Genomic DNA, 24,919 nt, shown 5'->3' with positions numbered 1-24,919 from the left:
AAGGAAACACGATGATCGAAGGCGTGATGAAGGAAGGCTTCATCACCACCAGTTATGACTCGGTGGTGAATTGGGCCAAGACCGGTTCGCTGTGGCCGATGACCTTTGGTCTGGCCTGCTGCGCGGTGGAAATGATGCATACCGCCGCCGCGCGTTATGACCTGGGCCGTTTCGGCGCCGAGGTGTTCCGCGCCAGCCCACGGCAATCCGACCTGATGATTGTTGCCGGCACGCTCTGCAACAAGATGGCTCCGGCCCTGCGCAAGGTTTACGACCAGATGTCGGAGCCGCGCTGGGTCATTTCCATGGGTTCCTGCGCGAATGGCGGTGGCTACTACCACTACAGCTATTCCGTGGTCCGCGGTTGCGACCGCATCGTCCCGGTGGATGTCTATGTGCCCGGTTGCCCGCCAACCGCCGAAGCACTGATCTACGGGATCATCCAGCTGCAGCAGAAGATTCGCCGCACCCATACCATCGCCCGCGTTTAAAGGCCCGATGATGACCGCAATTGCAATTCAGCCCGAAAGACTTCGGGATCTGGTGGCTGCTGCTTTGGGCGAACGCGCCCGCAGCGTGACCCTGGCCCTGGGCGAAGTCACGGTGGAAGTCTCCGCCGCCGAGTACCTCGGCGCCATGGAGCTGCTCAAGACCCACCCCGACTGCCGCTTCGAGCAACTGATCGACCTGTGCGGCATCGACTATTCGGCCTATGCCGAAGTCGGCCGCGACGGCCTGCGCTATGCCGCCGTCTCGCACCTGCTGTCGGTGAGCCTGAACCAGCGCGTGCGCGTGCGCGTGTTCTGCCCCGATGACGACTTCCCGCTCGTGGCTTCGGTCAGCGAACTGTGGAATTCGGCCAACTGGTTCGAGCGCGAGGCCTTCGACCTGTACGGCATCGTCTTCGACGGCCACAACGACCTGCGCCGCATCCTGACCGACTATGGCTTCATCGGCCATCCGTTCCGCAAGGATTTCCCGCTGTCCGGCCATGTCGAGATGCGCTACGACGCCGAGCAGCAGCGCGTGGTGTACCAGCCGGTCACCATCGAGCCGCGTGAAATCACGCCGCGCATCATCCGCGAAGAGAAGTACGGAGGCCTGCATTGAGGTGCTTTGCACCTTGAGTAGACGCACATGGCTGAAATCAAAAACTATTCCCTGAACTTTGGACCGCAGCACCCGGCAGCGCACGGCGTGCTGCGTCTGGTGCTTGAGCTGGACGGCGAAGTCGTGCAACGTGCCGACCCGCATATCGGCCTGCTGCATCGCGCCACAGAAAAACTCGCCGAGCACAAGACCTACATCCAGTCGCTGCCCTACATGGACCGGCTGGATTACGTGTCGATGATGTCCAACGAGCATGCCTACTGCCTGGCCATCGAGAAGCTGCTGGGCCTCGAAGTGCCCAAGCGCGCGCAGTACATCCGCGTGATGTTCGCCGAGATCACGCGCCTGCTGAACCACCTGATGTGGCTCGGCTCGCACGGCAATGACTGCGGCAGCTCGACCATCCTGATCTACACCTTCCGCGAACGCGAAGACCTGATGGACATGTACGAGGCGGTGTCGGGCGCGCGCATGCACGCGGCCTACTTCCGTCCCGGCGGCGTCTACCGCGACCTGCCCGAGAGCATGGCCCAGTACAAGGTCAGCAAGGTCAAGAACGCCAAGGCCATCGAACAGCTCAACCGCAACCGCCAGGGCTCGCTGCTGGACTTCATCGACGACTTCACGCAGCGCTTCCCGCACTGCGTGGACGAATACGAGACCCTGCTGACCGACAATCGCATCTGGAAGCAGCGCACCGTGGGCATCGGCGTGGTCCAGCCCGAACGCGCGCTGAACCTGGGCATGACCGGCCCGATGCTGCGTGGCTCGGGCATTGCCTGGGACCTGCGCAAGACCCAGCCCTACGACGTCTATTCGGAAATCGATTTCGACGTGCCCGTGGGCGTGACCGGCGACTGCTACGACCGCTATCTGGTGCGCGTGGCCGAAATGCGCCAGTCCAACCGCATCATCAAGCAGTGCGTGGACTGGCTGCGTGCCAACCCCGGTCCGGTCATCACCGACAACCACAAGGTGGCTCCGCCGTCGCGCGAGACGATGAAGTCCAACATGGAAGAGCTGATCCACCATTTCAAGCTCTTCACCGAAGGTTTCCACGTGCCCGAAGGCGAGGCCTATGCCTGCGTCGAGCACCCCAAGGGCGAGTTCGGCATCTACCTGGTCAGCGATGGTGCCAACAAGCCTTACCGCCTGAAGATCCGCGCGCCCGGCTTCGCCCATCTGGCGACGCTCGACGAGATGGCCCGCGGCCACATGATTGCCGACGCGGTAGCGATCATCGGCACCATGGATATCGTGTTCGGAGAGATTGACCGATGATCACTGAAGCGACTAAAGCGCGCTTTGCGCGCGAGGTGGCCAAGTACCCGGCCGACCAGAAGCAATCGGCCGTGATGGCCTGCCTGTCCATCGTCCAGCAGGAAGAGGGCTGGGTCAGCGTCGAGAACGAGGCGATCATTGCCGACTACCTGGGCATGCCCCAGATTGCCGTGCATGAAGTCACCACCTTCTACAACATGTACAACCAGCAGCCGGTGGGCAAGTACAAGCTCAACGTCTGCACCAACCTGCCGTGCCAGCTGCGCGACGGCTACAAGGCGCTGCACCACCTCGAGTCCAAGCTGGGCATCAAGATGGGCGAGACCACGCCCGACGGCATGTTCACGCTGCAGCAGTCCGAGTGCCTGGGCGCCTGCGCCGATTCGCCGGTCATGCTGGTCAATGACCGCTGCATGTGCAGCTTCATGAGCAACGAGAAGCTCGACGAGCTCGTGGACGGCCTGCGCGCCGCGGAAGGCCAAGCATGAGCCAGGCAGCACAAGACGTTCTGGCGCGCTTCGCGTCGTCGGGCAACGAGACCTGCTTCCACGACCGCCACATCGAGCCGCAGATCTATGCGGGCCTGAACGGCAGCAACTGGTCTCTCAAGGACTACGTCGCGCGCGGCGGCTATGAAGCCCTGCGCAAGATCCTGGCCCAGGACGGCGGCGAAGGCCTGACCCAGGACCAGGTGATTGCGACCGTGAAGGAATCGGGCCTGCGCGGCCGTGGCGGCGCGGGTTTCCCGACCGGCCTGAAGTGGAGCTTCATGCCGCGCCAGTTCCCCGGCCAGAAGCACCTGGTGTGCAACTCGGACGAAGGCGAGCCCGGCACCTGCAAGGACCGCGACATCCTGATGTTCAACCCGCACATCGTGATCGAAGGCATGGCCATCGCGGCCTACGCCATGGGCATCACGGTCGGCTACAACTACATCCACGGCGAGATCTTCGAGGTCTATGACCGTTTCGAAGCCGCGCTGGAAGAAGCGCGCGCCGCGGGCTTCCTGGGCGACAACATCATGGGCAGCAACTTCAGCTTCCAGCTGCACGCCCACCATGGATTCGGCGCCTACATCTGCGGCGAGGAAACCGCGCTGCTCGAATCGCTCGAAGGCAAGAAGGGCCAGCCGCGCTTCAAGCCGCCGTTCCCGGCGAGCTTCGGCCTGTACGGCAAGCCGACGACCATCAACAACACGGAAACCTTCGCGGCCGTGCCCTGGATCATCCGCAACGGCGGCCAGGCCTACCTCGAATGCGGCAAGCCGAACAATGGCGGCACCAAGATCTATTCGGTCAGCGGCGACGTCGAGCGTCCGGGCAACTACGAAGTGCCCATGGGCACGCCCTTCGCCAAGCTGCTCGAGCTCGCCGGCGGCGTGCGCAAGGGCCGCCAGCTCAAGGCCGTGATCCCGGGTGGATCGTCGTCGCCGGTGCTGCCGGCCGACATCATCATGCAATGCACGATGGACTACGATTCGATCGCCAAGGCCGGCTCGATGCTGGGCTCGGGCGCGGTGATCGTCATGGACGATTCGCGCGACATGGTCGAGTGCCTGCTGCGCCTGTCGTACTTCTATTCGCATGAGTCCTGCGGCCAGTGCACGCCCTGCCGCGAAGGCACGGGCTGGCTGTGGCGCGTGGTGCACCGCATCCAGCACGGCCAGGGCCGTCCCGAAGACATCGAGCTGTTGGACTCGGTGTCCGTGAACATCATGGGGCGCACGATCTGTGCGCTGGGCGATGCGGCAGCGATGCCGGTGCGCGCCATGATCAAGCATTTCCGCCCAGAGTTCGAAGCGAAGATCCAGAGCGCTTCCAAGCAGACCGCCACGGCGGCCTGATCGCGAGACAAGCATATGGTTGAAATTGAACTGGACGGTCAGAAGGTAGAGATTACCGAGGGCAGCATGGTCATGCATGCCGCCGAGAAGGCCGGTACCTACATCCCTCACTTCTGCTACCACAAGAAGCTTTCCATCGCGGCCAACTGCCGCATGTGCCTGGTCGATGTCGAAAAGGCACCCAAGCCCATGCCGGCCTGCGCCACCCCGGTGACGCAGGGCATGATCGTGCGCACCAAGAGCCAGAAGGCCATCACCGCGCAGCAGTCGGTCATGGAATTCCTGCTCATCAATCACCCGCTGGATTGCCCGATCTGCGACCAGGGCGGCGAATGCCAGCTGCAGGATCTGGCCGTGGGTTACGGCGGCAGCAGCTCGCGCTATGAGGAAGAAAAGCGCGTCGTTCTGAACAAGAACGTCGGCCCGCTGGTTTCCATGGCGGAAATGACGCGCTGCATCCACTGCACCCGTTGCGTGCGCTTTGGCCAGGAAGTGGCCGGCGTGATGGAACTGGGCATGATCAACCGCGGCGAGCATTCCGAGATCACCACGGTGGCCGGAGACACGATCGACTCCGAGCTGTCGGGCAATATGATCGACATCTGCCCGGTCGGCGCGCTGACCAGCAAGCCCTTCCGCTACCAGGCCCGTACCTGGGAGCTGTCGCGCCGCAAGTCGGTGAGCCCGCATGATTCGACCGGTGCCAACCTGATCGTTCAGGTCAAGAACCACCGCGTGCTGCGCGTGCTGCCGCTGGAAAACGACGCCGTCAACGAATGCTGGATCGCCGACCGCGACCGCTTCTCGTATGAAGCGCTCGAAAGCGCCGACCGCCTGACCCGCCCCATGCTCAAGCAGGGCGGCGAGTGGCGCGAGGTCGACTGGCAGACCGCGCTGGAATACGTGGCCAACGGCCTGCAGCAGATCAAGCAGGACCATGGCGCGAATGCCATCGGCGCCTTGGTCAGCCCGCACAGCACGCTTGAGGAACTGCACCTGGCCGCACAGCTGCTGCGCGGCCTGGGCAGCGACAACATCGACCACCGCCTGCGCCACGCCGAGTTCGCGGCCACCGCCGGCGTGCAATGGCTGGGCACCTCGATTGCCTCGCTGTCGCAGCTGCAGTCGGTGCTGGTCGTGGGTTCGAACCTGCGCAAGGACCATCCGCTGTTTGCCCAGCGCATCCGCCAGGCGACCCGCAAGGGCGCCCAGGTGCATGCGATCAACGCCCGCGAATACGACTGGGCCATGCCCGCCGCGCAATCGGTGGTGAATGCCGCCGACTGGGAGCAGGCACTGGCCGATGTGGCCGCTGCCGTGGCCCAGGAAAAGGGCGTCGACGCCCCCGTGCAGGCCGCAGCTTCGAACGACCAGGCCCAGGCGATTGCCAAGGCCCTGCTGTCGGGCGAACGCAAGGCCATCCTGCTGGGCAATGCCGCAGCGCACCATGCCCATGCGTCCGGCCTGCTGGCCCTGGCGCAGTGGATCGGCGCGCAGACCGGCGCCAGCGTCGGCTACCTGACCGAAGCCGCCAACACCGTCGGCGCGCAGTGGGTCAAGGCCCAGCCGCAGACCGGTGGCCTCAATGCGGGCCAGATGCTCGCCGCCGGCGGCCTTAAGGCAGCGCTGCTGTTCAATACCGAACCCGCGTTCGACGCGGCCGCCGGTGCCAACGGCCTGGCCGGTGCGCAGATGGTGGTCACGCTGAGCCCGTTCAAGACCAATCTGGACATCAGCGACGTGCTGCTGCCCATCGCGCCGTTCTCGGAAACCCCGGGTACGTTCGTCAACGCCGAAGGCCGCATCCAGAGCTTCCACGCCGTGGTGCGCCCGCTGGGCGATACGCGTCCGGGCTGGAAGGTGCTGCGCGTGCTGGCCAATCTGCTGGGCGTGCCCGGCATGGCCTACGAAACCGCGCAGGAAGTGCTGGCGGAAATTGCCCAAGGAGCCGAACTGGTGCCTGCCGAGATCTTGAACAATGCTGCGACCGCTGCCGTGGCCGTGCGCCGCGAAGCCATGGCCGATCCGGTCGTGGCCAGCATCTATCAGCTCGACGGCCTGGTGCGCCGCGCGACGTCCCTGCAACTGACGGCCGACGCACGTCTGGCCCGTGACGGAGGTGCCGCATGATCGACGCCCTCTACAACGGCGGCCTGGGCCTGTTCTCGGGTGGCTGGTGGACCGCCGTGGTCTGGCCCGTGCTCTGGATCCTGCTGAAGATCGTCGCCATCGTCGCGCCGCTGATGGGCGCCGTCGCCTACCTGACGCTGTGGGAGCGCAAGCTGCTGGGCTTCATGCAGGTGCGCCATGGTCCCAACCGCGTCGGCCCGTTCGGCCTGCTGCAACCCCTGGCCGACGGCATCAAGCTGCTGACCAAGGAAATCATCCAGCCGACGGCCGCGAGCAAGGGCCTGTTCTTCCTGGGCCCGGTCATGGCCATCATGCCGGCACTCGCCGGCTGGGTGGCGATTCCCTTCGGTCCCGATGTCGCGCTGGCCAACGTCAACGCCGGCATCCTGCTGATCATGGCCATCACGTCGATCGAAGTCTATGGCGTGATCATTGCGGGCTGGGCTTCGAACTCGAAGTACGCCTTCCTGGGCGCACTGCGCGCCTCGGCGCAGATGGTCAGCTATGAAATCGCCATGGGCTTTTGCTTCCTGGTGGTGATCATGGTCTCGGGCAGCATGAACCTCACGGCCATCGTCGTGAGCCAGGGCACGGGCATGGCCGCCAACCTGGGCATGGGCATCCTGTCGTGGAACTGGCTGCCGCTGCTGCCGATCTTCATCGTCTACCTGATCTCGGGCGTGGCCGAAACCAACCGCCATCCGTTCGACGTCGTCGAAGGCGAAGCCGAAATCGTGGCCGGCCACATGGTCGAGTACTCGGGCATGGGCTTTGCGGTGTTCTTCCTGGCCGAATACGCCAGCATGTGGCTGGTGTCGATCCTCGCCGTGCTGATGTTCCTCGGCGGCTGGCTGCCTCCGTTCGACTTCCTGTCGTTCATCCCCGGCTGGATCTGGCTCGGTATCAAGACCTTTGTCGTCGTGTCGATGTTCATCTGGATCCGCGCCACCTTCCCGCGCTTCCGTTACGACCAGATCATGCGTCTGGGCTGGAAGATCTTTATCCCGGTCACCCTGGTGTGGCTGGTCATCGTGGGTGCCTGGTTGCACTCGCCTTGGAACATCTGGAATTAAGCGGGGACACAAATGGCTGCTGTTGCTGCTACATCTTTTTCGGTCAAGGATTTCTTCAAGAGCTTCATGCTCTGGGAGCTGGTCAAGGGCATGTCGCTCACGGGTCGCTACGCATTCCGCCGCAAGGTGACGGTGCAGTTCCCCGAAGAGAAGACGCCCCTGTCGCCGCGTTTTCGCGGTCTGCATGCGCTGCGCCGTTACGACAACGGCGAAGAGCGCTGCATCGCGTGCAAGCTGTGCGAGGCGGTGTGCCCCGCGATGGCCATCACCATCGAGTCGGAAGTGCGCGAGGACGGCTCGCGCCGCACCAACCGCTACGACATCGACCTCACAAAGTGCATCTTCTGCGGCTTCTGCGAAGAGAGCTGCCCGGTCGACTCGATCGTCGAGACGCACATCTTTGAATACCACGGCGAAAAACGCGGTGACCTGTACTTCACCAAGGACATGTTGCTGGCCGTTGGCGACCGCTACGAAGCCGACATCGCCGCTGCGCGCGCAGCCGATGCCAAGTACCGCTGAAGCGGCGCCTGAACACCCAAGAAGACTCGATTCATGGACGCCAAAACTGCTTTTTTCTATCTGTTCGCGGTGGTGCTGCTCGTGGCCTCGTTCCGCGTGGTCACGGCGCGCAACCCCGTGCACGCCGTGCTCAACCTGATCCTGGCTTTCTCCCAGGCCGCGGCGATCTGGCTGCTGCTCAAGGCTGAATTCCTGGCCATCGCGCTGGTGCTCGTGTACCTGGGCGCGGTGATGGTGCTGTTCCTGTTCGTGGTGATGATGCTGGACATCCGCATCGACGCGCTGCGCCAGGGCTTCTGGAAGCACTTCCCGCTGGCTGCCTTCATCGGCGTGCTGATCGTCTTTGAAATGGGCATGGTGCTCATGGGCGGCTTCAGCAGCATCGACGAGCCCAAGGCCATTGCGACCACGGTGCTCAACGCCGCCGGCCAGCCCGAGCCCTATTCGAACACCAAGGAGCTGGGCCGCCTGCTCTACACCGAGTACCTGTACCCGGTGGAAATCGCGGCCTCGATCCTGCTGGTGGCGATGATTGCCGCGATTGCCCTGACGCTGCGCAAGCGCAAGGACAGCAAGGCCATCAATCCCTCCGAGCAGATCCGTGTGCGCGCCGCTGACCGCGTGCGCCTGGTGAAGGTGGCGGCCACGCAGGCGCCGCAGGTACAAGACGGCGCCGGCGACGCCGCTGCGCAGGAGACAAAGGCATGACGCTCACACTCGGGCACTTCCTGACACTGGGGGCGATGCTGTTCGCCATCGCTGTCATCGGCATCTTTCTGAACCGCAGGAACCTCATCGTTCTGCTCATGGCCATCGAGCTGATGCTGCTGGCCGTGAACATGAACTTCGTGGCCTTCTCCCACTATCTGGGTGACATGCACGGACAGGTGTTCGTGTTCTTCATCCTGACCGTGGCCGCTGCCGAATCGGCGATTGGCCTGGCCATCCTGGTGTTGCTGTTCCGTGCCAAGTCCAGCATCAACGCGGAAGATCTCAACACCCTCAAGGGTTGAGCGGCCGCAACTCGCAAGGTTCTCCAGCAATGAGTCAAACCCTCTCCGCATCCACCCTGCTGGCCGTGCCCCTGGCACCGCTGGTGGGCTCGGCGCTTGCCGGCCTGTTCGGCACGGCCTTCGGCGGCAACCGCATCGGCCGCGCCGCCAGCCACACGCTGACCATCCTCGGCGTGTTCATCGCCTTCGTCATTTCCGCGTTCACGCTCAAGAGCGTGATGATGGACGGCGCCAGCTTCAATCAGACGCTCTACACCTGGATGCAGGTCGGCACGCTGAAGATGGAAGTCGGCTTCATGGTCGACAGCATCACCGCGATGATGATGGTCGTCGTGACCTTCGTCTCGCTGATGGTCCACCTCTACACCATCGGCTACATGCACGAAGACGACGGCTACAACCGCTTCTTCTCGTACATCTCGCTGTTCACCTTCTCCATGCTGATGCTGGTGATGAGCAACAACCTGCTGCAGCTGTTCTTCGGCTGGGAAGCGGTGGGCCTGGTGTCGTACCTGCTGATCGGCTTCTGGTACAACAAGCCGACGGCAATCTTCGCCAACATGAAGGCCTTCCTGGTCAACCGTGTCGGCGACTTCGGCTTCATCCTGGGCATCGGCCTGATCGGCGCCTATGCCGGCACGCTGAACTACACCGAGATCTTCGCCAAGTCGCAGGAACTCGGCGCCCTGAGCTTCCCCGGCACGGACTGGATGCTGATCACCGTGATCTGCATCTGCCTGTTCATCGGCGCGATGGGCAAGTCGGCGCAGTTCCCGCTGCACGTGTGGCTGCCTGACTCGATGGAAGGCCCGACCCCGATCTCCGCGCTGATCCACGCCGCGACGATGGTGACGGCCGGCATCTTCATGGTGTCGCGCATGTCGCCGCTGTTCGAGCTGTCCGACACCGCGCTGAACTTCATCCTGATCATCGGTGCCATCACCGCGCTGTTCATGGGCTTCCTGGGCATCATCCAGACCGACATCAAGCGCGTCGTGGCCTACTCGACGCTGTCGCAGCTGGGCTACATGACCGTCGCGCTGGGCGCCTCGGCCTACTCGGTCGCGGTGTTCCACCTGATGACGCACGCGTTCTTCAAGGCACTGCTGTTCCTTGGAGCCGGCTCGGTCATCATGGGCCTGCACCACAACCAGGACATGCGCTGGATGGGTGGCGTGCGCAAGTACATGCCCATCACCTGGATCACCTCGCTGCTGGGCTCGCTGGCCCTGATCGGCACGCCGCTGTTCTCGGGCTTCTACTCGAAGGACATGATCATCGAGGCGGTGCACTTCAGCCAGCTGCCCGCGGCCGGTTTCGCGCACTTCGCGGTGCTGGCCGGCGTGTTCGTGACCGCGTTCTACTCGTTCCGCATGTACTTCCTGGTCTTCCACGGCAAGGAACGCTACGACCAGAACCCCGACGCGCACCATGACGACCACCATGCGCACGACGACCACCACGGCCACGGCCACGATGCCAAGCCGCACGAGTCGCCCTGGGTCGTGACGGTGCCGCTGGTACTGCTGGCGATTCCCTCGGTGTTCATCGGCTACTTCGCGATCGAGCACATGCTGTTCGGCCCGTTCTTCGACGGCGTGATCACCGTCGACGGCAGCAAGCACGGCGCGATGGCTGGCATCGAAGGCATCTTCCACGGCGCGTTCGCGATGGCCATCCACGGCCTGCAGACCGCTCCGTTCTGGCTGGCCCTGGCCGGCGTGGTGCTCGCGTACTACATGTACATGGTCAACCCGGCGCTGCCGGCCGCCATCAAGCGCCGCTGCATGCCGATCTTCAACCTGCTCGAGAACAAGTACTACCTCGACTGGTTCAACGAGAACGTGCTGGCGCGCGGCACGCGTGCCCTGGGCACGACGCTGTGGAAGGTCGGCGACCAGACCATCATCGATGGCGGCCTGGTCAACGGCTCCTGGAAGCTCGTGGCCCGCATCGCTGCCTGGGCCCGCGCCCTGCAGACCGGCTATATCTACCACTACGCGTTGGTCATGATCCTGGGCATCTTCCTGCTCATGACCTACTTCGTGTGGCTCAACAAGTAAGGGAAGAACAAAAATGGGTTTGTTGAGTCTTGCCATCTGGATCCCGATTGCCTTCGGTGTCCTGCTGCTGGCCCTGGGCCGCGACGAGCACGCACGTGCCGTGCGCTGGCTCGCGCTGGTCGGTGCCCTGGTCGGCTTTGCGGTCACGCTGCCGCTGTACCAGGGGTTCGATAACGCGACGGCTGCTGCGCAGTTCGTCGAGAAGGCGATGTGGATCGAGCGCTTCAACGTCAACTACCACCTCGGTGTCGACGGCCTGTCGTTCTGGTTCGTGCCGCTGACGGCCTTCATCACGGTGATCGTGGTGATTGCCTCCTGGGAGTCGATCACCGAACGCGTGAACCAGTACATGGCCGCGTTCCTGATCCTGTCGGGCCTGATGATCGGTGTGTTCAGCGCGCTCGACGGCATGCTGTTCTACGTGTTCTTCGAAGCCACGCTGATTCCGATGTACCTGATCATCGGTATCTGGGGCGGCCCGAACAAGATCTACGCGGCGTTCAAGTTCTTCCTGTATACGCTGCTCGGCTCGCTGCTGATGCTGATCGCGCTGATCTACCTGTACGTGCAGTCGGGCGGCAGCTTCGACATCAAGACCTGGCAGGCGATGCCGCTGTCGGCCACCGCGCAGACGCTGCTGTTCTTTGCCTTCTTCGCCGCGTTCGCGGTGAAGGTGCCGATGTGGCCGGTGCACACCTGGCTGCCCGACGTGCACGTCGAGGCGCCCACCGGCGGCTCGGCCGTGCTGGCGGCCATCATGCTCAAGCTCGGCGCCTATGGTTTCCTGCGCTTCTCCATGCCCATCGCTCCCGACGCCACGCGCGAATGGGCGTGGCTGATGATCGCGCTGTCGCTGATTGCCGTGATCTACGTGGCGATGGTGGCGCTGGTGCAAAAGGACATGAAGAAGCTGGTGGCCTATTCGTCCGTCGCGCACATGGGCTTCGTGACGCTGGGCTTCTTCATCTTCAACGACCTGGGCGTCTCCGGCGGCCTGGTGCAGATGATTGCCCACGGCTTCGTGTCGGGCGCGATGTTCCTGTCGATCGGCGTGCTGTACGACCGCGTGCATTCGCGTGAGATCGCGGCCTACGGCGGCGTGGTCAACACCATGCCCAAGTTCGCAGCGTTCGCGCTGTTCTTCGCGATGGCCAACTGCGGCTTGCCCGCGACGGCCGGCTTCGTCGGCGAGTGGATGGTGATCCTGGGTGCGGTGAAGTTCAACTTCTGGATCGGCCTGGGCGCTGCCACGGCACTGATCTTCGGCGCCAGCTACACGCTGTGGATGTACAAGCGCGTCTACCTGGGCCCGGTGGCCAACGACAACGTGCGCGGCCTGACCGACATCAATGCCCGCGAGTTCCTCGTGCTGGCAGTGCTCGCGGCAGCCGTGCTCTACATGGGCGTGTACCCCAAGCCCTTCACGGACGTGATGGATGTCTCCGTGGCCCAGCTGCTGCAGCAGGTCGCCGCATCCAAGCTTCCCTGAGACAAATGAAGCACCCCCTGTGCGGCTTTGCCGCTTCCCCCTCTCATCCTTCGGTGGAGGGGGACGACATCCTCGGTGCGGGGCGGCCCTTCCTCGATGTCCCTGAGTTGGGGGCTGCCTGTTGCATGAGCGTCGCGCCACGTAGTGCAATGGATAACTGAATGAGAGATTCGAGATGATTGACAACATCAGCTGGCTTGCGATCTACCCGGAGATCATTCTCCTGGTCATGGCATGCGTGATCGCCCTGGTCGACCTGGGCGTGCACAGCCCGCGCCGCACCGCTACCTATGTGCTGACGCTGCTCACCCTGGCCGTGGTGGCCGTGCTGCAGGGCTTCTATGCCGCGAGCGGCCAGACCTTCTACGGCTGGGGCAACATGGTCGTCAGCGATGCCATGGGCAACTGGCTCAAGTGCTTCGCCTCCGTGGCCATGATGGTCACGCTGGTCTATGCGCGTCCCTACGCGGCCGACCGCGACATGCTGCGCGGCGGCGAACTGTTCACGCTGTCGCTGTTCGCGCTGCTGGGCATGTTCATCATGATCTCGGGCAACAACTTCCTGATGCTGTATCTCGGCCTGGAACTGATGACGCTGGCCAGCTACGCGCTGGTCGCGCTGCGCCGCGACAACGAGGTTGCCGTCGAAGCCGCGATGAAGTACTTCGTGCTCGGCGCGATTGCCAGCGGCTTCCTGCTGTATGGCATGTCGATGATCTACGGCGCCACGGGTTCGCTCGATATCGGCCAGGTGTTCCGCGCCATCAACTCCGGCGAGATCCGCCACCAGGTGCTGGTGTTCGGCCTGGTGTTCGTCGTGGCCGGCCTGGCTTTCAAGATGGGCGCGGTGCCTTTCCACATGTGGCTGCCCGACGTCTACCAGGGCGCTCCCACGGCGGTGACGCTGCTGATCGGCGGCGCGCCCCAACTGGCCGCGTTTGCCATGACCATCCGCCTGCTGGTCGACGGCCTGCTGCCGCTGGCCATCGACTGGCAGCAGATGCTGGCGGTGCTGGCCATCGGCTCGCTGCTGATCGGTAACCTGGCCGCTATCGGCCAGAGCAACCTCAAGCGCATGCTGGCCTACTCGACCATCTCGCAGATGGGCTTCGTGCTGCTGGGCCTGCTGTCCGGCGTGGTCAACGGCAACGTGGATCCCGCCACGGTCGAAAACGCTTACAGCTCGGCGATGTTCTACGTCATCACCTATGTGCTGACCACGCTCGCCACCTTCGGCGTGGTACTGCTGCTGGCGCGCGAAGGCTTCGAGAGCGAGGAGATTTCCGACCTGGCCGGCCTGAACCAGCGCAGCCCGCTGTATGCCGGCGTGATGGCGATCTGCATGTTCTCGATGGCCGGTATCCCGCCGCTGGTCGGCTTCTACGCCAAGCTCGCGGTGCTGCAATCGCTGGTGGCTTCGGGCCAGAGCCTGTACATCGCGCTCGCCGTGTTCGCGGTGGTCATGTCGCTGATCGGCGCGTTCTATTACCTGCGTGTCGTCAAGGTCATGTACTTCGATGCTCCAATCACCGCGACCAGCGTGTCCGCTCCGCTGGATGTGCGCATGGTGTTGAGCGTCAATGGCGCGCTGGTGCTGATCCTGGGCCTGGTGCCGGGCGGCCTGATGTCGCTGTGTGCCGACGCCATCGTGCGCGCGCTGGCATCATAAGAAGCACCCCCCTGAGCGGCTGTCGCCGCTTCCCCCTCTCAACCTTCGGTGGAGGGGGAGGCCCGCTTAGGGACGGCAGCCTCGGTGCGGGGGGGCCGCCTAGCGGCCCTTACTCGCTGCCCCTTTGCTGGGGCATGCCTGTTTCTGGGCCTGAAGATTTTTTGTGAAAGAATTGCCTGTGACGCAAACAGCCTCCATCTGGCTGGTGATATTGGCGGCCCTGGTGGCCGCCAATTTGCCATTCGTCAATCACCGCTGGTTCATCGCGGGGCCGGTTGCGCCCGGGCGCAAGCCGCTGGCGATGCGGCTGGTGGAAATGCTGCTGCTGTATTTTCTCGTCGGCGGGCTGGCGCGCCTGCTCGAGCAGCGCGTCGGGCAGATCGCGCCCCAGGGCTGGGAGTTCTATGCGATCACCGCTACACTCTTCCTGACGCTGGGCTTCCCCGGCTTCGTTTACCGGTATCTGGTCAAGCACCGGCATTGAGCAGCCGGGGCGTGCCCGGTGATTCACCATGAAGGTCCTGGATCTCAACTGCCAGCACGGCCATGTCTTCGAAGGCTGGTTTGCGTCGGAGGACGACTTCCAGTCGCAGAAGGCACGCGCGCTCGTGCAATGTCCGATGTGCGGCGATGCCCGCATTGAAAAGCGCCTCAGCGCGCCGCGCCTGAACCTGGGCGCCCAGGCACCGGCGGCCGGTCCGGCCCCTCAATCCCCAGGCCCGGCGCCAGCCGAAGCTGCAGCCTCGCGCCGCGCCCTGCAGGCCGCCTGGTTGCGTGCGTCGCGTGAACTGGTGGCCAAGTCCGAGGATGTGGGCGAGCGCTTTGCCGCCGAGGCCAGGCGCATGCACCATGGCGAGACCGAGGCGCGCGCCATCCGCGGCCAGGCCACGGTCGAGCAGGCGGTGGAACTGCTGGAGGAGGGCATTGGCGTGATGCCCCTGGCCCTGGCCGAAACGGCCAAGAAAACCCTGCAATAAGGTCCTGGCAAGCACGCGCGGGAATGTCGCTTTCCCTGAGGAGCGCATGAAAATGTTGTTTCAAGACAAGGAAGGCAACATTTTTCGCCGGGTGCCGCTGCCCGGATGTTTGCAGCCACTTCGCTGCCGGACCTGATGGCGTCAAGCCGGCATCCGCATGCTCTTCTTGCCAGACCGGCGCTTTAGCGTTTGTACCAAGGTAGTTGCCCCAGTGTCCCGCCAGAGGTCGCGGCATACGATGCAACGCATATTCCCCCCGGGCGGCAGATTGCCGGTTCCGGGACGGTTTTGCAGCATCTACCGGAGCGGCCAGAGCGCACATGAGCGACGTCATTCTTGAGACCAGCCACCTGACCAAAGAGTTCAAGGGATTCACCGCGGTCAGCGATGTAAACCTGTCGGTCCGCCGCGGCGCCATCCATGCGTTGATCGGCCCCAACGGCGCGGGAAAAACCACCTGTTTCAACCTGCTGACGAAGTTCCTCGAACCGACGTCGGGCAGCATCCGCTTCAACGGCGAAGACATCACGCGCGCCCAGCCGTCGCAGATCGCGCGCCGCGGCGTGATCCGCTCGTTCCAGATCTCGGCGGTGTTCGCGCATCTCACGCTGCTGGAGAACGTGCGCGTGGGCCTGCAGCGCAAGCTGGGCACGGCCTTCCACTTCTGGCGCAGCGAGAAGACCCTGGACCAGCTCAACGCGCGCGCCATGGAACTGCTGGCCGAGGTCAATCTCGAGCACCTGGCGCATGAACTCACGGTGAACCTGCCCTATGGCCGCAAGCGCGCGCTCGAGATCGCGACCACGCTGGCCATGGAGCCCGAGCTGATGCTGCTGGACGAACCCACGCAAGGCATGGGCCATGAGGACGTGGACCGCGTGACCCAGCTGATCAAGAAGGTCTCGGCCGGCCGAACCATCCTGATGGTGGAACACAACATGAAGGTCGTGTCGAGCATTGCCGACTGCATCACGGTGCTGCAGCGCGGTGCGGTGCTGGCCGAAGGACCGTATGCCGAAGTGTCGAGCAACGCGAAGGTGATGGAAGCCTATATGGGCACCACCGATGGCCAACTGCAAGGAGCACATTGAGATGGCCGTGAACCAGAACAACAACAGCCAGCCGGCGCTTGAGATCAAGGGCCTGCAGGCCTGGTATGGCGAATCGCATGTGCTGCATGGCGTTGACATGACGGTGCAGCCCGGCGAAGTGGTGACGCTGCTGGGCCGCAACGGCGCGGGCCGCACCTCGACGCTGCGCGCGGTCATGGGCCTCACGGGTGCGCGCAAGGGATCGGTCAAGGTCAACGGCGTTGAAACCATCCACCTGCCCACGCACCGCATCGCGCATCTGGGCCTGGGCTACTGCCCCGAGGAGCGCGGCATCTTCTCCAGCCTGAGCTGCGAGGAGAACCTGCTGCTGCCGCCCGAGCTCAAGACCGGCGAGAAGGGCATGTCGGTCGAGGAGATCTATGCCATGTTCCCCAATCTGGCCGAGCGCCGCCACAGCCAGGGCACGCGCTTGTCCGGTGGCGAGCAGCAGATGCTGGCCGTGGCGCGCATCCTGCGCACCGGCGCGCGGCTGCTGCTGCTCGACGAGATCTCCGAAGGCCTGGCGCCCGTGATCGTGCAGGCGCTGGCGCGCATGATCACCGCGCTGCGCGAAAAGGGCTACACGGTGGTCATGGTGGAGCAGAACTTCCACTTTGCCGCGCCGCTGGCCGACCGCTTCTATGTCATGGAGCACGGCCGCATCGTCGAGCGTTTCGGCGCCGGCGAGCTGCAGGCCAAGATGCCCGTGCTCAACGAATTGCTGGGCGTGTAGCCCGGTGGTGTTTCGGGACCGCGCTGCGGCCCTGTTTTTCCCTGTCCCTCGCCTTTATCCATCCAGGAGATATTCCATGAAGACTTCCATGACCACGCTGGCGTGCGTATTGGCTGCTGCAGGTCTGCTGAGCCCGCTGGCCCAGGCCCAGGAAAAAGTGAAGATCGGCTTCATCACCGACATGTCCGGGCTGTATGCCGACGTCGAGGGCAAGAACGGCGCGCTGGCCATGCAGATGGCCATCGATGATTTCGGCGGCAAGGTGCTGGGCCAGCCCATCGAGCTGGTGTCTGCCGACCACCAGAACAAGGCCGACATCGCCGCCAGCAAGGCGCGCGAATGGATCGACACCCAGGGCGTGACGCTGGTTTTCAGCGGCACCAACTCGGGCACGGCGCTGGCCGTGTCGCAGGTCGCGGCCGAAAAGAAGCGCGTGCACTTCAACAACGGCGCGGGCTCGTCGGCGCTGACCAACGAGCAGTGCAATGCCTACACCGTGCACTATGCCTATGACACCGTGGCGCTGGCCAAGGGCACGGGCGGCGCGGTCGTGGACCGCGGCGGCAAGGACTGGTTCTTCCTGACGGCCGATTACGCGTTCGGCCAGGCGCTCGAAAGCGACACCACGGCCGTGATCAAGGCCAAGGGCGGCAAGGTGCTGGGCAGCGTCAAGCACCCGCTCAATGCGTCGGACTTCTCGTCCTTCCTGCTGCAGGCGCAGTCGTCCAAGGCGCAGATCCTGGGCCTGGCCAATGCCGGCGGCGACACCATCAACGCCATCAAGGCGGCCAAGGAATTCGGCATCAACAAGTCGATGAAGACTGCCGGCTTGCTGGTGTTCCTGACCGACATCCACAGCCTGGGCCTGAAGAACACCGAAGGCCTGCTGCACACCACCAGCTGGTACTGGGACATGAACGACGCATCGCGCGCGTTTGCCAACAAGTTCTTCGCCAAGACCAAGCGCATGCCCACCGACGTGCAGGCCGCCGACTATTCGGCCGTGACGCAGTATCTGAAGGCCGTGCAGGCGGTCAAGACCACCGATGCCGACAAGGTCATGGCCTACCTCAAGAGCACGCCGCTGTCGGACTTCTACGCCAAGGGCAATATCCGCCCCGACGGCACCTATGCGCATGACATGTACCTGGTGGAAGTCAAGAAGGCGTCCGAATCGAAGAAGCCCTGGGACTACCTGAAGGTGCTGTCGACGCTGCCCGCCGACCAGGTCTGGACCACCAAGGCCGAAACCAAGTGCGCCTCCTGGAAGTGACAGCGACTGACACGACCCTTGATACGTCGTTGCCTTGCCTTGCCGTGCTATCCGCACTGTCTGCGGCAATGCGCCTAGTCTCAAGGGCCGTGTAAGTCGCTGCACGCGCCCGCTGCACGCGCCATCATCTCCTTCACCCTTTCGCGTATACCCCATGGAAATTCTTGGTGTTTCTTTGCCGGGCCTGATGAGCCAGCTCCTGCTGGGGCTGGTCAACGGCTCGTTCTATGCCATCTTGAGCCTGGGCCTGGCCGTGATCTTCGGCCTGCTCAATGTGATCAATTTCGCACATGGGGCGCTGTTCATGCTGGGGGCCGTCAGTACCTGGATGGCGATGAACTACTTCGGCATCAACTACTGGGTGATGCTGCTGGTCGCGCCGCTGCTGGTGGGGCTGCTGGGCGTGCTGATCGAGCGCTTCCTGCTGCGCTGGATCTACCGCCTCGACCACCTCTACGGACTGCTGCTGACGCTGGGGCTGTCGCTGCTGATCGAAGGCGTGTTCCGCTCGGTCTACGGCGTGTCCGGCCTGGGCTACGACACGCCCGAGTTGCTCGAAGGCGCCACCGACCTGGGCTTCATGATGCTGCCCAACTACCGCGCCTGGGTGGTGCTGGCCTCGGTGACGGTGTGCCTTGCAACCTGGTTCGTGATCGAGAAGACGCGCCTGGGGGCCTACCTGCGCGCAGGCACCGAGAACCCGCGCCTGGTCGAAGCCTTCGGTGTCAATGTACCGGTGATGATCACGCTGACCTATGCGTTCGGGGCGGGCCTGGCGGCCTTTGCCGGCGTGCTGGCGGCGCCGGTCTACCAGGTCACACCGCTGATGGGGCAGAACCTGATCATCGTCGTGTTTGCCGTGGTGGTGATCGGCGGCATGGGCTCGATCATGGGCGCCATCGTCACCGGCCTGGCCCTGGGCGTGATCGAGGGCCTGACCAAGGTTTTCTATCCCCAGGCTTCCTCGACCGTGGTGTTCGTCATCATGGTCATCGTTCTTCTGATCCGCCCCGCCGGCCTGTTCGGTAAAGAAAAATAAGGGGCTTAGAACATGAACACCAAGCTTCTTGCAAGAATTGGCTATGGCCTGCTGCTGCTGGGCCTGATCGTCGCGCCATTTGTCGGCGCCTACCCGGTATTCGTGATGAAGCTGATGTGCTTCGCACTGTTTGCCGCGGCATTCAACCTGCTGCTGGGCTATACCGGCCTGCTGTCGTTCGGACACGCAGCCTTCCTGGGCACGGCGGCCTATCTCACGGGTTACAGCATGAAGACCTGGGGCCTGTCGCCGGAGCTGGGCATGCTGCTGGGCACGCTGGGCGGCGCGCTGCTGGGCCTGCTGTTCGGCTGGCTCGCGATCCGCCGCCAGGGCATTTATTTCTCGATGATCACGCTGGCGCTGGCGCAGATGGTGTTCTTCGTCTGCCTGCAGGTGCCGCAGACCGGCGGCGAGGACGGCTTGCAGGGCGTGCCGCGCGGCAAGCTGTTTGGCGTCATCGACCTGTCGAGCGACCTGACCATGTATTACGTGGCCCTGGTCATCGTCGTGGCGGCGTTCCTGCTGATCGTGCGCACCGTGCATTCGCCGTTTGGCCAGGTGCTCAAGGCCATCAAGGAAAACGAGCCGCGTGCGATTTCGCTGGGCTATGACACCACGCGCTTCAAGCTGCTGGCCTTCGTGCTGTCCGCCGCGCTGACGGGCCTGGCCGGCTCGCTGAAAACCGTGGTGCTGGGCTTTGCCACGCTGTCCGATGCGCACTGGACCACCTCGGGCCATGTGGTGCTGATGACGCTGATGGGCGGTCTGGGCACGCTGTCGGGTCCGCTGGTCGGGTCGGCCGTGGTGGTGCTGATCGAGAACAAGATTGGCGAGCTGGGCACCTTCCTCGGCCGCATCACTGGCTTCGAATGGTTCAATACGCTGGGCGAGTCGGTGACCATCGTCACCGGGCTGATCTTCGTGGTCTGCGTGCTGGCTTTCCGGCGCGGGATCATGGGCGAGATCAACGCGTGGCTGGCGCGGAAGAAGACGTAAACGCGCGCGGTGTGCGCACCACCTGCAGCCCTGGTGATCCGGTACTGACCGGCAGCCAGGGCTTTTTTGCAGCCTGTCCATGTCGAAGAACGGGGTGTTCATGGACCGGCTGCGGCTTGCTGAATCCATATGCCTACCCATTTGCGCAACAAAGCCCATGAGATGCGCGAGGTCGAATTTTCGCTTTCTTGGCAACCAGCGTCATTCATTTCTTCTCCGACGCCGCAATTATTGCAATTCCATTTGAAACGATTCGGTGCTGTCAATTCATGATTGGCCCGTCGATTGCGGTTTTTATTGAAATACGATCGAATCGTTTTTTCAACGGGAGGCCTCATGTCGGAAAATGCTGTCAAGGAAATCATCCGCAAGGCAATTGCTGATGCTGAATTCCGAAGAGACCTGGGCCAGGATTTCGCGGAAATCATCGATCAATACAATTTGACGGACGAAGAAAAGGCGGCGCTCAAGTCGATAGACTGGAGCAAACCGCTTTTAAACGACGACATACGCGACTCCAAGTGGGTGCATATTTACAAGCAGAGCCTGGACGAGTGACGCTTATGAATATCGGCATTCTTCTATGGAATACCTGCAATGCTTCGTGTGCGCACTGCGCGGTTTCTTCCGCACCAGACGCAGCGCGTCTCATGTCCAACGACGACATAAAGAACATCATCGATGGCGCGTTCTGGGATGGGAAAAGGCCCAGCATCGGGCTGTCGGGTGGCGAGGCCTTTCTGTACCTCGCCGATCTGCTGGAAGTCATTGCATACGCGACGCAAAAAGGCGCCAGAGTATCCGTGAAAACCAACTGTTATTGGGCGCAGGACATGGACCAAGCGCGCTCCATCGTGCGCCAGGTCCAGGCTGCGGGCGTGCACAAGCTGGTGGCATCCACCGATACATTCCACAAAAAATACATCGATGACCAATGCGTCGTCAATGCAGTGAATGCCTGCATCGAAGCGCATCTTGAAATCGAGTTGAAATATGTGGCCACCCGCAAGAGCGAGCGCATGTTTGATTTCATTCGCAGGCATGCCGATGACCTGGTGAATATCACCTGCCGTGAGATTCCTTGCCATCCCGTGGGATGGGCCGGGAAAATGAAGGCCAGTTCACTGATTTTGCGCAGCAAGATGCCCAGGGGCACTTGTCCCAATGCGGTGCTGTCGGTGTCTGCGGATGGCCGCTATATTCCTTGCTGCAATACGGCAGGGCATCTCGAGGCACTGCAGTTGGGCACGATTGCGGAAAATCCGCAGGATGTCGCGGCGCGGTTCGCGCATTCCCCGGTCATGCGCAAGCTGTGGAAAAGCGGTCCCGTGTCTTTTGTCGGCACGGCCGTGGCCGCCGGTTTCGTGCCGCAGGCTTTGGGCTATGTGGACCAGTGCCACCTGTGCCATGACCTGTTCAAGGACACCGAAATGGCCGCGCGGCTGAAGGAACAAGCCGAGCAGGAGGCTTTCGACGAGTTGTATGCGGTGTATGAGGCCCGTCGCGGCGCCTGATCAAAGCCTGAGCTTTCCGGCATACCCTGTCATTTCCAGGTAGCCGCGGCCGCGGAGTTGGCCGCTTTCGGCCTCGCGCAGCGTGCAAAGGCCTTCCCAGTAAATCGTTCCCGTCGAGGCACGGCTGTCGAGTTCCTGGGCGTCGAGCAGGGCCTCGACTTTCCAATCGCCGGCGGGCGTGGCGACGCGCCATTCGACGGGATAGCGCGCCCGGCTGTCGGGGCTGGTCCACCAGCGCAGCGGCGTGAACACCACCTCCTCGGCGCCGAAGATCCGCGCGGCCTGTCCAGGCGCGCGCCAGGAGCCTCCGGCCCAGAGCGCGCTGCCGTCGGGGCGGCGCAGGTGGAAGGCGGTGAGGGCACTGCCGTCGTCCAGGTTCATGCCTATCCAGTCCCAGCCTTCGGCTTCGGGGTGGAGCAGGGCGTCGCTGACTTCATGGTCGAGCCAGGCGCGGTTGGCAGCGCCCGCGTCGATGGCAAGTTTCCGGCCGTCCAGCGTGATGTAGCCGGCGACGGACAGCTGGGGCTGACTGTAGTAGTAGCTTGCCTGGGCTTCGTCGGGGCCCTTGCGCGAGAGGCCGGCGCTGCCTTGCAGCAGTAGCGGCTGGGTGGTCTGCAGCTGCAGTTCCAGATCGAAGCCGTCGCCAGCGATATGCGCTTCATAGCGGCTGGCTTGCGCGGCCGTGCCTGAAGCAGAGGGTGCGCGGCGCAGCCACCAGTTGCCCAGCTGCACATCCGTATCGCTTTCCCGGGCATGCGCCAGGCCCATGCCTTCGCGGGCGCTGCGCTGCGCATGCAGCTGGCGCTTGCCCGCGACATCGGTCAGCGCCGCATGGGCAAACACCAGCTGGCGCGCGGCAAATGCCGAGCGCAGCTTCTGCGTGGAAGGAACGCGCGAGCGGAAGAAGGTCAGCTGGAAACCCAGCAGCCGCCCCTGGGCCTGGACGTGGCCGGTGATGTACCACCATTCGGTGCCCCGTTCGGGGTGGCTGCCGAAGTCGCGCGGAAACTCCAGGCTGCGCGGTGGCAAGGCGCTCGCGCAAAACGGCAGCGCCAGCGCGCTGGCGCCGGCCGCGGCGTGGATCAGCAGCCAGCGGCGGCGGGAGTCAGGAAACGGCAGGCGGACGGCAGGCATGGCAGCTGCCAATGTAGCGCATGCCCGCCGCCAGGGCTCAGTAGGTCATGTTGAGCTGGAAGATCGCGGTGGTGCCGCTGACTTCGTTGCCGACGATCAGCAGCGGCTTGCCATTGGGCGACTTGGCCGCGGGCACGAAGTGCAGGCCTTCGGGGCCCAGGTCGCCGACCTTGTCGAGGTTCTTCTCGGGATCGAGCTCCCAGTTCTCGCGCGTGTTCAGGTAGTCCATCTGCACCGGCGCGCGCGGGTTGGTGATGTCATACACCAGCACGCCGCCCATGCGCTCCAGGCCGACAAACGCAAACGTCTTGTCGCCGATCCTGCCCACGGCCAGGCCTTCGGGCTCGGGGCCCTTGGCGCTGCTGCGTGCATCGGCCTTGGCCAGGGCATCGTGGCCGGTGTTGAAGTAGGTCTTGCAGGGGATGCTGCGCGCGCTGCCCAGCTTGCAGGCGTCGCTGGCCAGGAACTTCTCGATGGCCGCGCCCGAATCCCAGACCAGCGCGCCATTGTCGTCCCAGATCGCAAACGAGCGGCCGCCAAACGCATACAGGTTGTCGTACATGATGCGGTCGCCGGTGGCGCTGGGCACGCCGGCCGCGGTGTACTTGACGGGCGAGCCGTCGGGGTTCTGCTGGTAGCCCTGGGTCCAGGTGACCTTGAGGCGGCCGAGCATGTCGTCGTCGCGGCACTTGCCGGGGGTGCCGGCGGCCGCGCCGCAGTACGCAAACGTCGCGGGGTTGAGCAGGCCGCCCGCGGCGATGGCGTTCAGGTGCGCGGGCAGGTCGTCGCCCTTGCGGCCGCTCCAGCCCTTGGCATTGGTCAGGTGCTTGACACGGAATTCCTCCATGAAGCCCTTGCTGGTGTCGCCGTTGACGTAGGCCGGGTTGTCTTCGCCCCAGGCGCGTGCGTCGCCTTCGTTGGCCGTGACCAGATAGGTCTTGCCGCCGGCTTCGTAGGCGGCAATGCTGTCGGGCATGTAGAGGCTGCGCAGGCCGCCCCAGGTGGCGATGTTGATCTTGCCGTCTTCGTCCTGGATGTCGAGCGCGTTGGCTTCGAGGCTGTTGTCCTTGTAGCCCAGCGCGGTCACGGAAATCACCTTGGCCGAAGCCAGGTCGACACGCGCGATGGCATTGTTCTCCTGCAGCGTGACCCAGGCGGTGCGGCTGTCGGCCGACACGGCGATGTATTCAGGTTCGAAGTCCTTGGCGGCCGTGGCGTTGGGGCCGAAGATGCGCACGCCGCGCGCGCGCAGTGCGGCTTCCTGGCCGTTGTATTGCGTGAAGCCGGCAATGCGCGCCACGGGCTTCTTGGCATCGCTGATGTCGATCACGCTGATCGAGCCTTCGGGATCGATCTGGTAGTCGTCGCTGGGCTCGCCTTCGTTGGCGACCAGCACATAGCGGCCATCGGGGCTGAAGGTCACCATGTCGGGCAGCGCGCCGACTTCGACCTGGCTGATCAGCTCCAGCGTGCTGGCGCTGTAGAGCGCCATGCGGCCGATGTCGGTCTTCACCGGTGCCTGCATGGCCACGGCCACGATGCCGTCGCGCACCGCCACGCTGTTGATCTCGGCGCCGGCCAGCACGGCCGTGCCTTCGATGCGGCCGACCTTGACCGGCGCCGTGGGGTTGCTCAGGTCCAGCACGTCGACGGCACCAGCCAGCGCATTGACCACGAAGCTGCGCTTGCTGGCGGCATCGTAGGCGGTGATTTCCGCGGCGCTCTTGACGAATTCGCCGGTGGCGAAGTTGCCGATCTTCTCCAGCATCACGGTGCGCGGCGTGGCTTCCACTTCGGGAGCCGGATCCACCACTGGCGGCGTGACCACCACGGGAGGAGGCGTGACTTCGGCTTGCGGCGAATCGCTGCCGCCGCAGGCAGCAAGCAGGGCCGTGGCGAGAATGCTCAGCGCAAACAGACGGGTGTGGACACGGGGCAGCGAACGCAGGGAAGAGACCATGGTGGGCAG

At 63.8% G+C, this 24,919-nt stretch carries 24 protein-coding genes; 22 read left to right on the top strand and 2 right to left on the bottom strand.

Annotated features, from left to right (window positions below; translation table 11 throughout):
• The first annotated feature begins 11 nt into the window (after nt 1-11).
• From HUK68_RS14270 to HUK68_RS14165, 22 genes are all read left to right on the top strand, one after another.
• Entirely contained in the window at nt 12-491 is a 480-nt protein-coding gene (locus HUK68_RS14270) for a NuoB/complex I 20 kDa subunit family protein (protein ID WP_175504774.1), read from the top strand.
• A 10-nt stretch (nt 492-501) separates the two neighbouring features.
• A complete protein-coding gene (locus HUK68_RS14265) occupies nt 502-1,110 on the top strand; it encodes an NADH-quinone oxidoreductase subunit C (RefSeq protein ID WP_175504773.1) in 609 nt (202 codons plus the stop codon).
• A 27-nt stretch (nt 1,111-1,137) separates the two neighbouring features.
• Complete coding sequence (locus tag HUK68_RS14260) at nt 1,138-2,391, top strand: NADH-quinone oxidoreductase subunit D (RefSeq protein WP_175504772.1); 1,254 nt, start codon at nt 1,138-1,140, stop codon at nt 2,389-2,391.
• Nucleotides 2,388-2,879, top strand: a complete 492-nt coding sequence (gene nuoE, locus HUK68_RS14255) for an NADH-quinone oxidoreductase subunit NuoE (protein WP_175504771.1) — start codon at nt 2,388-2,390, stop codon at nt 2,877-2,879. The genes HUK68_RS14260 and nuoE overlap by 4 nt, the downstream gene beginning before the upstream one ends.
• Nucleotides 2,876-4,234, top strand: coding sequence for an NADH-quinone oxidoreductase subunit NuoF (gene nuoF / locus HUK68_RS14250; RefSeq protein WP_175504770.1), 1,359 nt, complete (start codon nt 2,876-2,878; stop codon nt 4,232-4,234). Before nuoE ends, nuoF begins: the two co-directional genes overlap by 4 nt.
• Nucleotides 4,235-4,249: 15 nt before the next feature.
• On the top strand, nt 4,250-6,364 hold the full coding sequence (nuoG, locus tag HUK68_RS14245) for an NADH-quinone oxidoreductase subunit NuoG (protein WP_175504769.1): 2,115 nt from the start codon (nt 4,250-4,252) through the stop codon (nt 6,362-6,364).
• Nucleotides 6,361-7,437 (top strand): NADH-quinone oxidoreductase subunit NuoH, encoded by a 1,077-nt coding sequence (gene nuoH / locus HUK68_RS14240; RefSeq protein ID WP_175504768.1) that lies wholly within the window; start codon nt 6,361-6,363, stop codon nt 7,435-7,437. Before nuoG ends, nuoH begins: the two co-directional genes overlap by 4 nt.
• Before the next feature lie 12 nt (nt 7,438-7,449).
• A complete protein-coding gene (nuoI, locus tag HUK68_RS14235) occupies nt 7,450-7,959 on the top strand; it encodes an NADH-quinone oxidoreductase subunit NuoI (protein ID WP_175504767.1) in 510 nt (169 codons plus the stop codon).
• Nucleotides 7,960-7,992: 33 nt separating this feature from the next.
• Nucleotides 7,993-8,667 (top strand): NADH-quinone oxidoreductase subunit J, encoded by a 675-nt coding sequence (locus HUK68_RS14230; RefSeq protein WP_175504766.1) that lies wholly within the window; start codon nt 7,993-7,995, stop codon nt 8,665-8,667.
• Nucleotides 8,664-8,972, top strand: a complete 309-nt coding sequence (gene nuoK, locus HUK68_RS14225; RefSeq protein ID WP_175504765.1) for an NADH-quinone oxidoreductase subunit NuoK — start codon at nt 8,664-8,666, stop codon at nt 8,970-8,972. The genes HUK68_RS14230 and nuoK overlap by 4 nt, the downstream gene beginning before the upstream one ends.
• A 29-nt stretch (nt 8,973-9,001) precedes the next feature.
• On the top strand, nt 9,002-11,035 hold the full coding sequence (nuoL, locus tag HUK68_RS14220; RefSeq protein WP_175504764.1) for an NADH-quinone oxidoreductase subunit L: 2,034 nt from the start codon (nt 9,002-9,004) through the stop codon (nt 11,033-11,035).
• Between the two features lie 13 nt (nt 11,036-11,048).
• A complete protein-coding gene (locus HUK68_RS14215; RefSeq protein WP_175504763.1) occupies nt 11,049-12,524 on the top strand; it encodes an NADH-quinone oxidoreductase subunit M in 1,476 nt (491 codons plus the stop codon).
• A 175-nt stretch (nt 12,525-12,699) separates the two neighbouring features.
• Nucleotides 12,700-14,193: an NADH-quinone oxidoreductase subunit NuoN gene (gene nuoN / locus HUK68_RS14210; protein WP_175504762.1), complete on the top strand. Its 1,494-nt coding sequence runs from the start codon at nt 12,700-12,702 to the stop codon at nt 14,191-14,193.
• Between the two features lie 178 nt (nt 14,194-14,371).
• The gene (locus HUK68_RS14205; RefSeq protein ID WP_175504761.1) at nt 14,372-14,677 is read left to right on the top strand and encodes a DUF2818 family protein; all 306 of its coding nucleotides are present in this window, start codon (nt 14,372-14,374) and stop codon (nt 14,675-14,677) included.
• 28 nt (nt 14,678-14,705) lie between these two features.
• Nucleotides 14,706-15,170, top strand: a complete 465-nt coding sequence (locus HUK68_RS14200; RefSeq protein WP_175504760.1) for a DUF1178 family protein — start codon at nt 14,706-14,708, stop codon at nt 15,168-15,170.
• A 320-nt stretch (nt 15,171-15,490) separates the two neighbouring features.
• The gene (locus HUK68_RS14195) at nt 15,491-16,261 is read left to right on the top strand and encodes an ABC transporter ATP-binding protein (protein ID WP_175504759.1); all 771 of its coding nucleotides are present in this window, start codon (nt 15,491-15,493) and stop codon (nt 16,259-16,261) included.
• Between the two features lies 1 nt (nt 16,262).
• Nucleotides 16,263-16,994: an ABC transporter ATP-binding protein gene (locus HUK68_RS14190; protein WP_175504758.1), complete on the top strand. Its 732-nt coding sequence runs from the start codon at nt 16,263-16,265 to the stop codon at nt 16,992-16,994.
• 76 nt (nt 16,995-17,070) lie between these two features.
• Nucleotides 17,071-18,267, top strand: a complete 1,197-nt coding sequence (locus HUK68_RS14185; protein ID WP_175504757.1) for an ABC transporter substrate-binding protein — start codon at nt 17,071-17,073, stop codon at nt 18,265-18,267.
• A gap of 154 nt (nt 18,268-18,421) precedes the next feature.
• Nucleotides 18,422-19,306, top strand: a complete 885-nt coding sequence (locus tag HUK68_RS14180; RefSeq protein WP_175504756.1) for a branched-chain amino acid ABC transporter permease — start codon at nt 18,422-18,424, stop codon at nt 19,304-19,306.
• A gap of 12 nt (nt 19,307-19,318) precedes the next feature.
• On the top strand, nt 19,319-20,302 hold the full coding sequence (locus HUK68_RS14175; protein WP_175504755.1) for a branched-chain amino acid ABC transporter permease: 984 nt from the start codon (nt 19,319-19,321) through the stop codon (nt 20,300-20,302).
• 336 nt (nt 20,303-20,638) lie between these two features.
• Nucleotides 20,639-20,860 carry an Os1348 family NHLP clan protein gene (locus HUK68_RS14170; RefSeq protein WP_175504754.1) on the top strand — a complete coding sequence of 74 codons (222 nt, stop codon included), beginning with the start codon at nt 20,639-20,641 and terminating at the stop codon, nt 20,858-20,860.
• 5 nt (nt 20,861-20,865) lie between these two features.
• Nucleotides 20,866-21,816, top strand: coding sequence for a radical SAM protein (locus tag HUK68_RS14165; protein ID WP_175504753.1), 951 nt, complete (start codon nt 20,866-20,868; stop codon nt 21,814-21,816).
• On the opposite strand, the gene HUK68_RS14160 is transcribed toward HUK68_RS14165, so the two are convergent.
• Nucleotides 21,817-22,950, bottom strand: a complete 1,134-nt coding sequence (locus HUK68_RS14160; RefSeq protein ID WP_175504752.1) for a lipocalin-like domain-containing protein — start codon at nt 22,948-22,950, stop codon at nt 21,817-21,819. It lies immediately after the preceding gene.
• Nucleotides 22,951-22,987: 37 nt separating this feature from the next.
• On the bottom strand, nt 22,988-24,910 hold the full coding sequence (locus tag HUK68_RS14155) for a choice-of-anchor I family protein (protein WP_175504751.1): 1,923 nt from the start codon (nt 24,908-24,910) through the stop codon (nt 22,988-22,990).
• Between the last annotated feature and the right edge of the window lie 9 nt (nt 24,911-24,919).

It is taken from the genome of Comamonas antarctica (assembly GCF_013363755.1).
Lineage (GTDB): Bacteria > Pseudomonadota > Gammaproteobacteria > Burkholderiales > Burkholderiaceae_C > Comamonas > Comamonas antarctica.
This window is presented reverse-complemented; position numbering and strand designations above follow the sequence as displayed.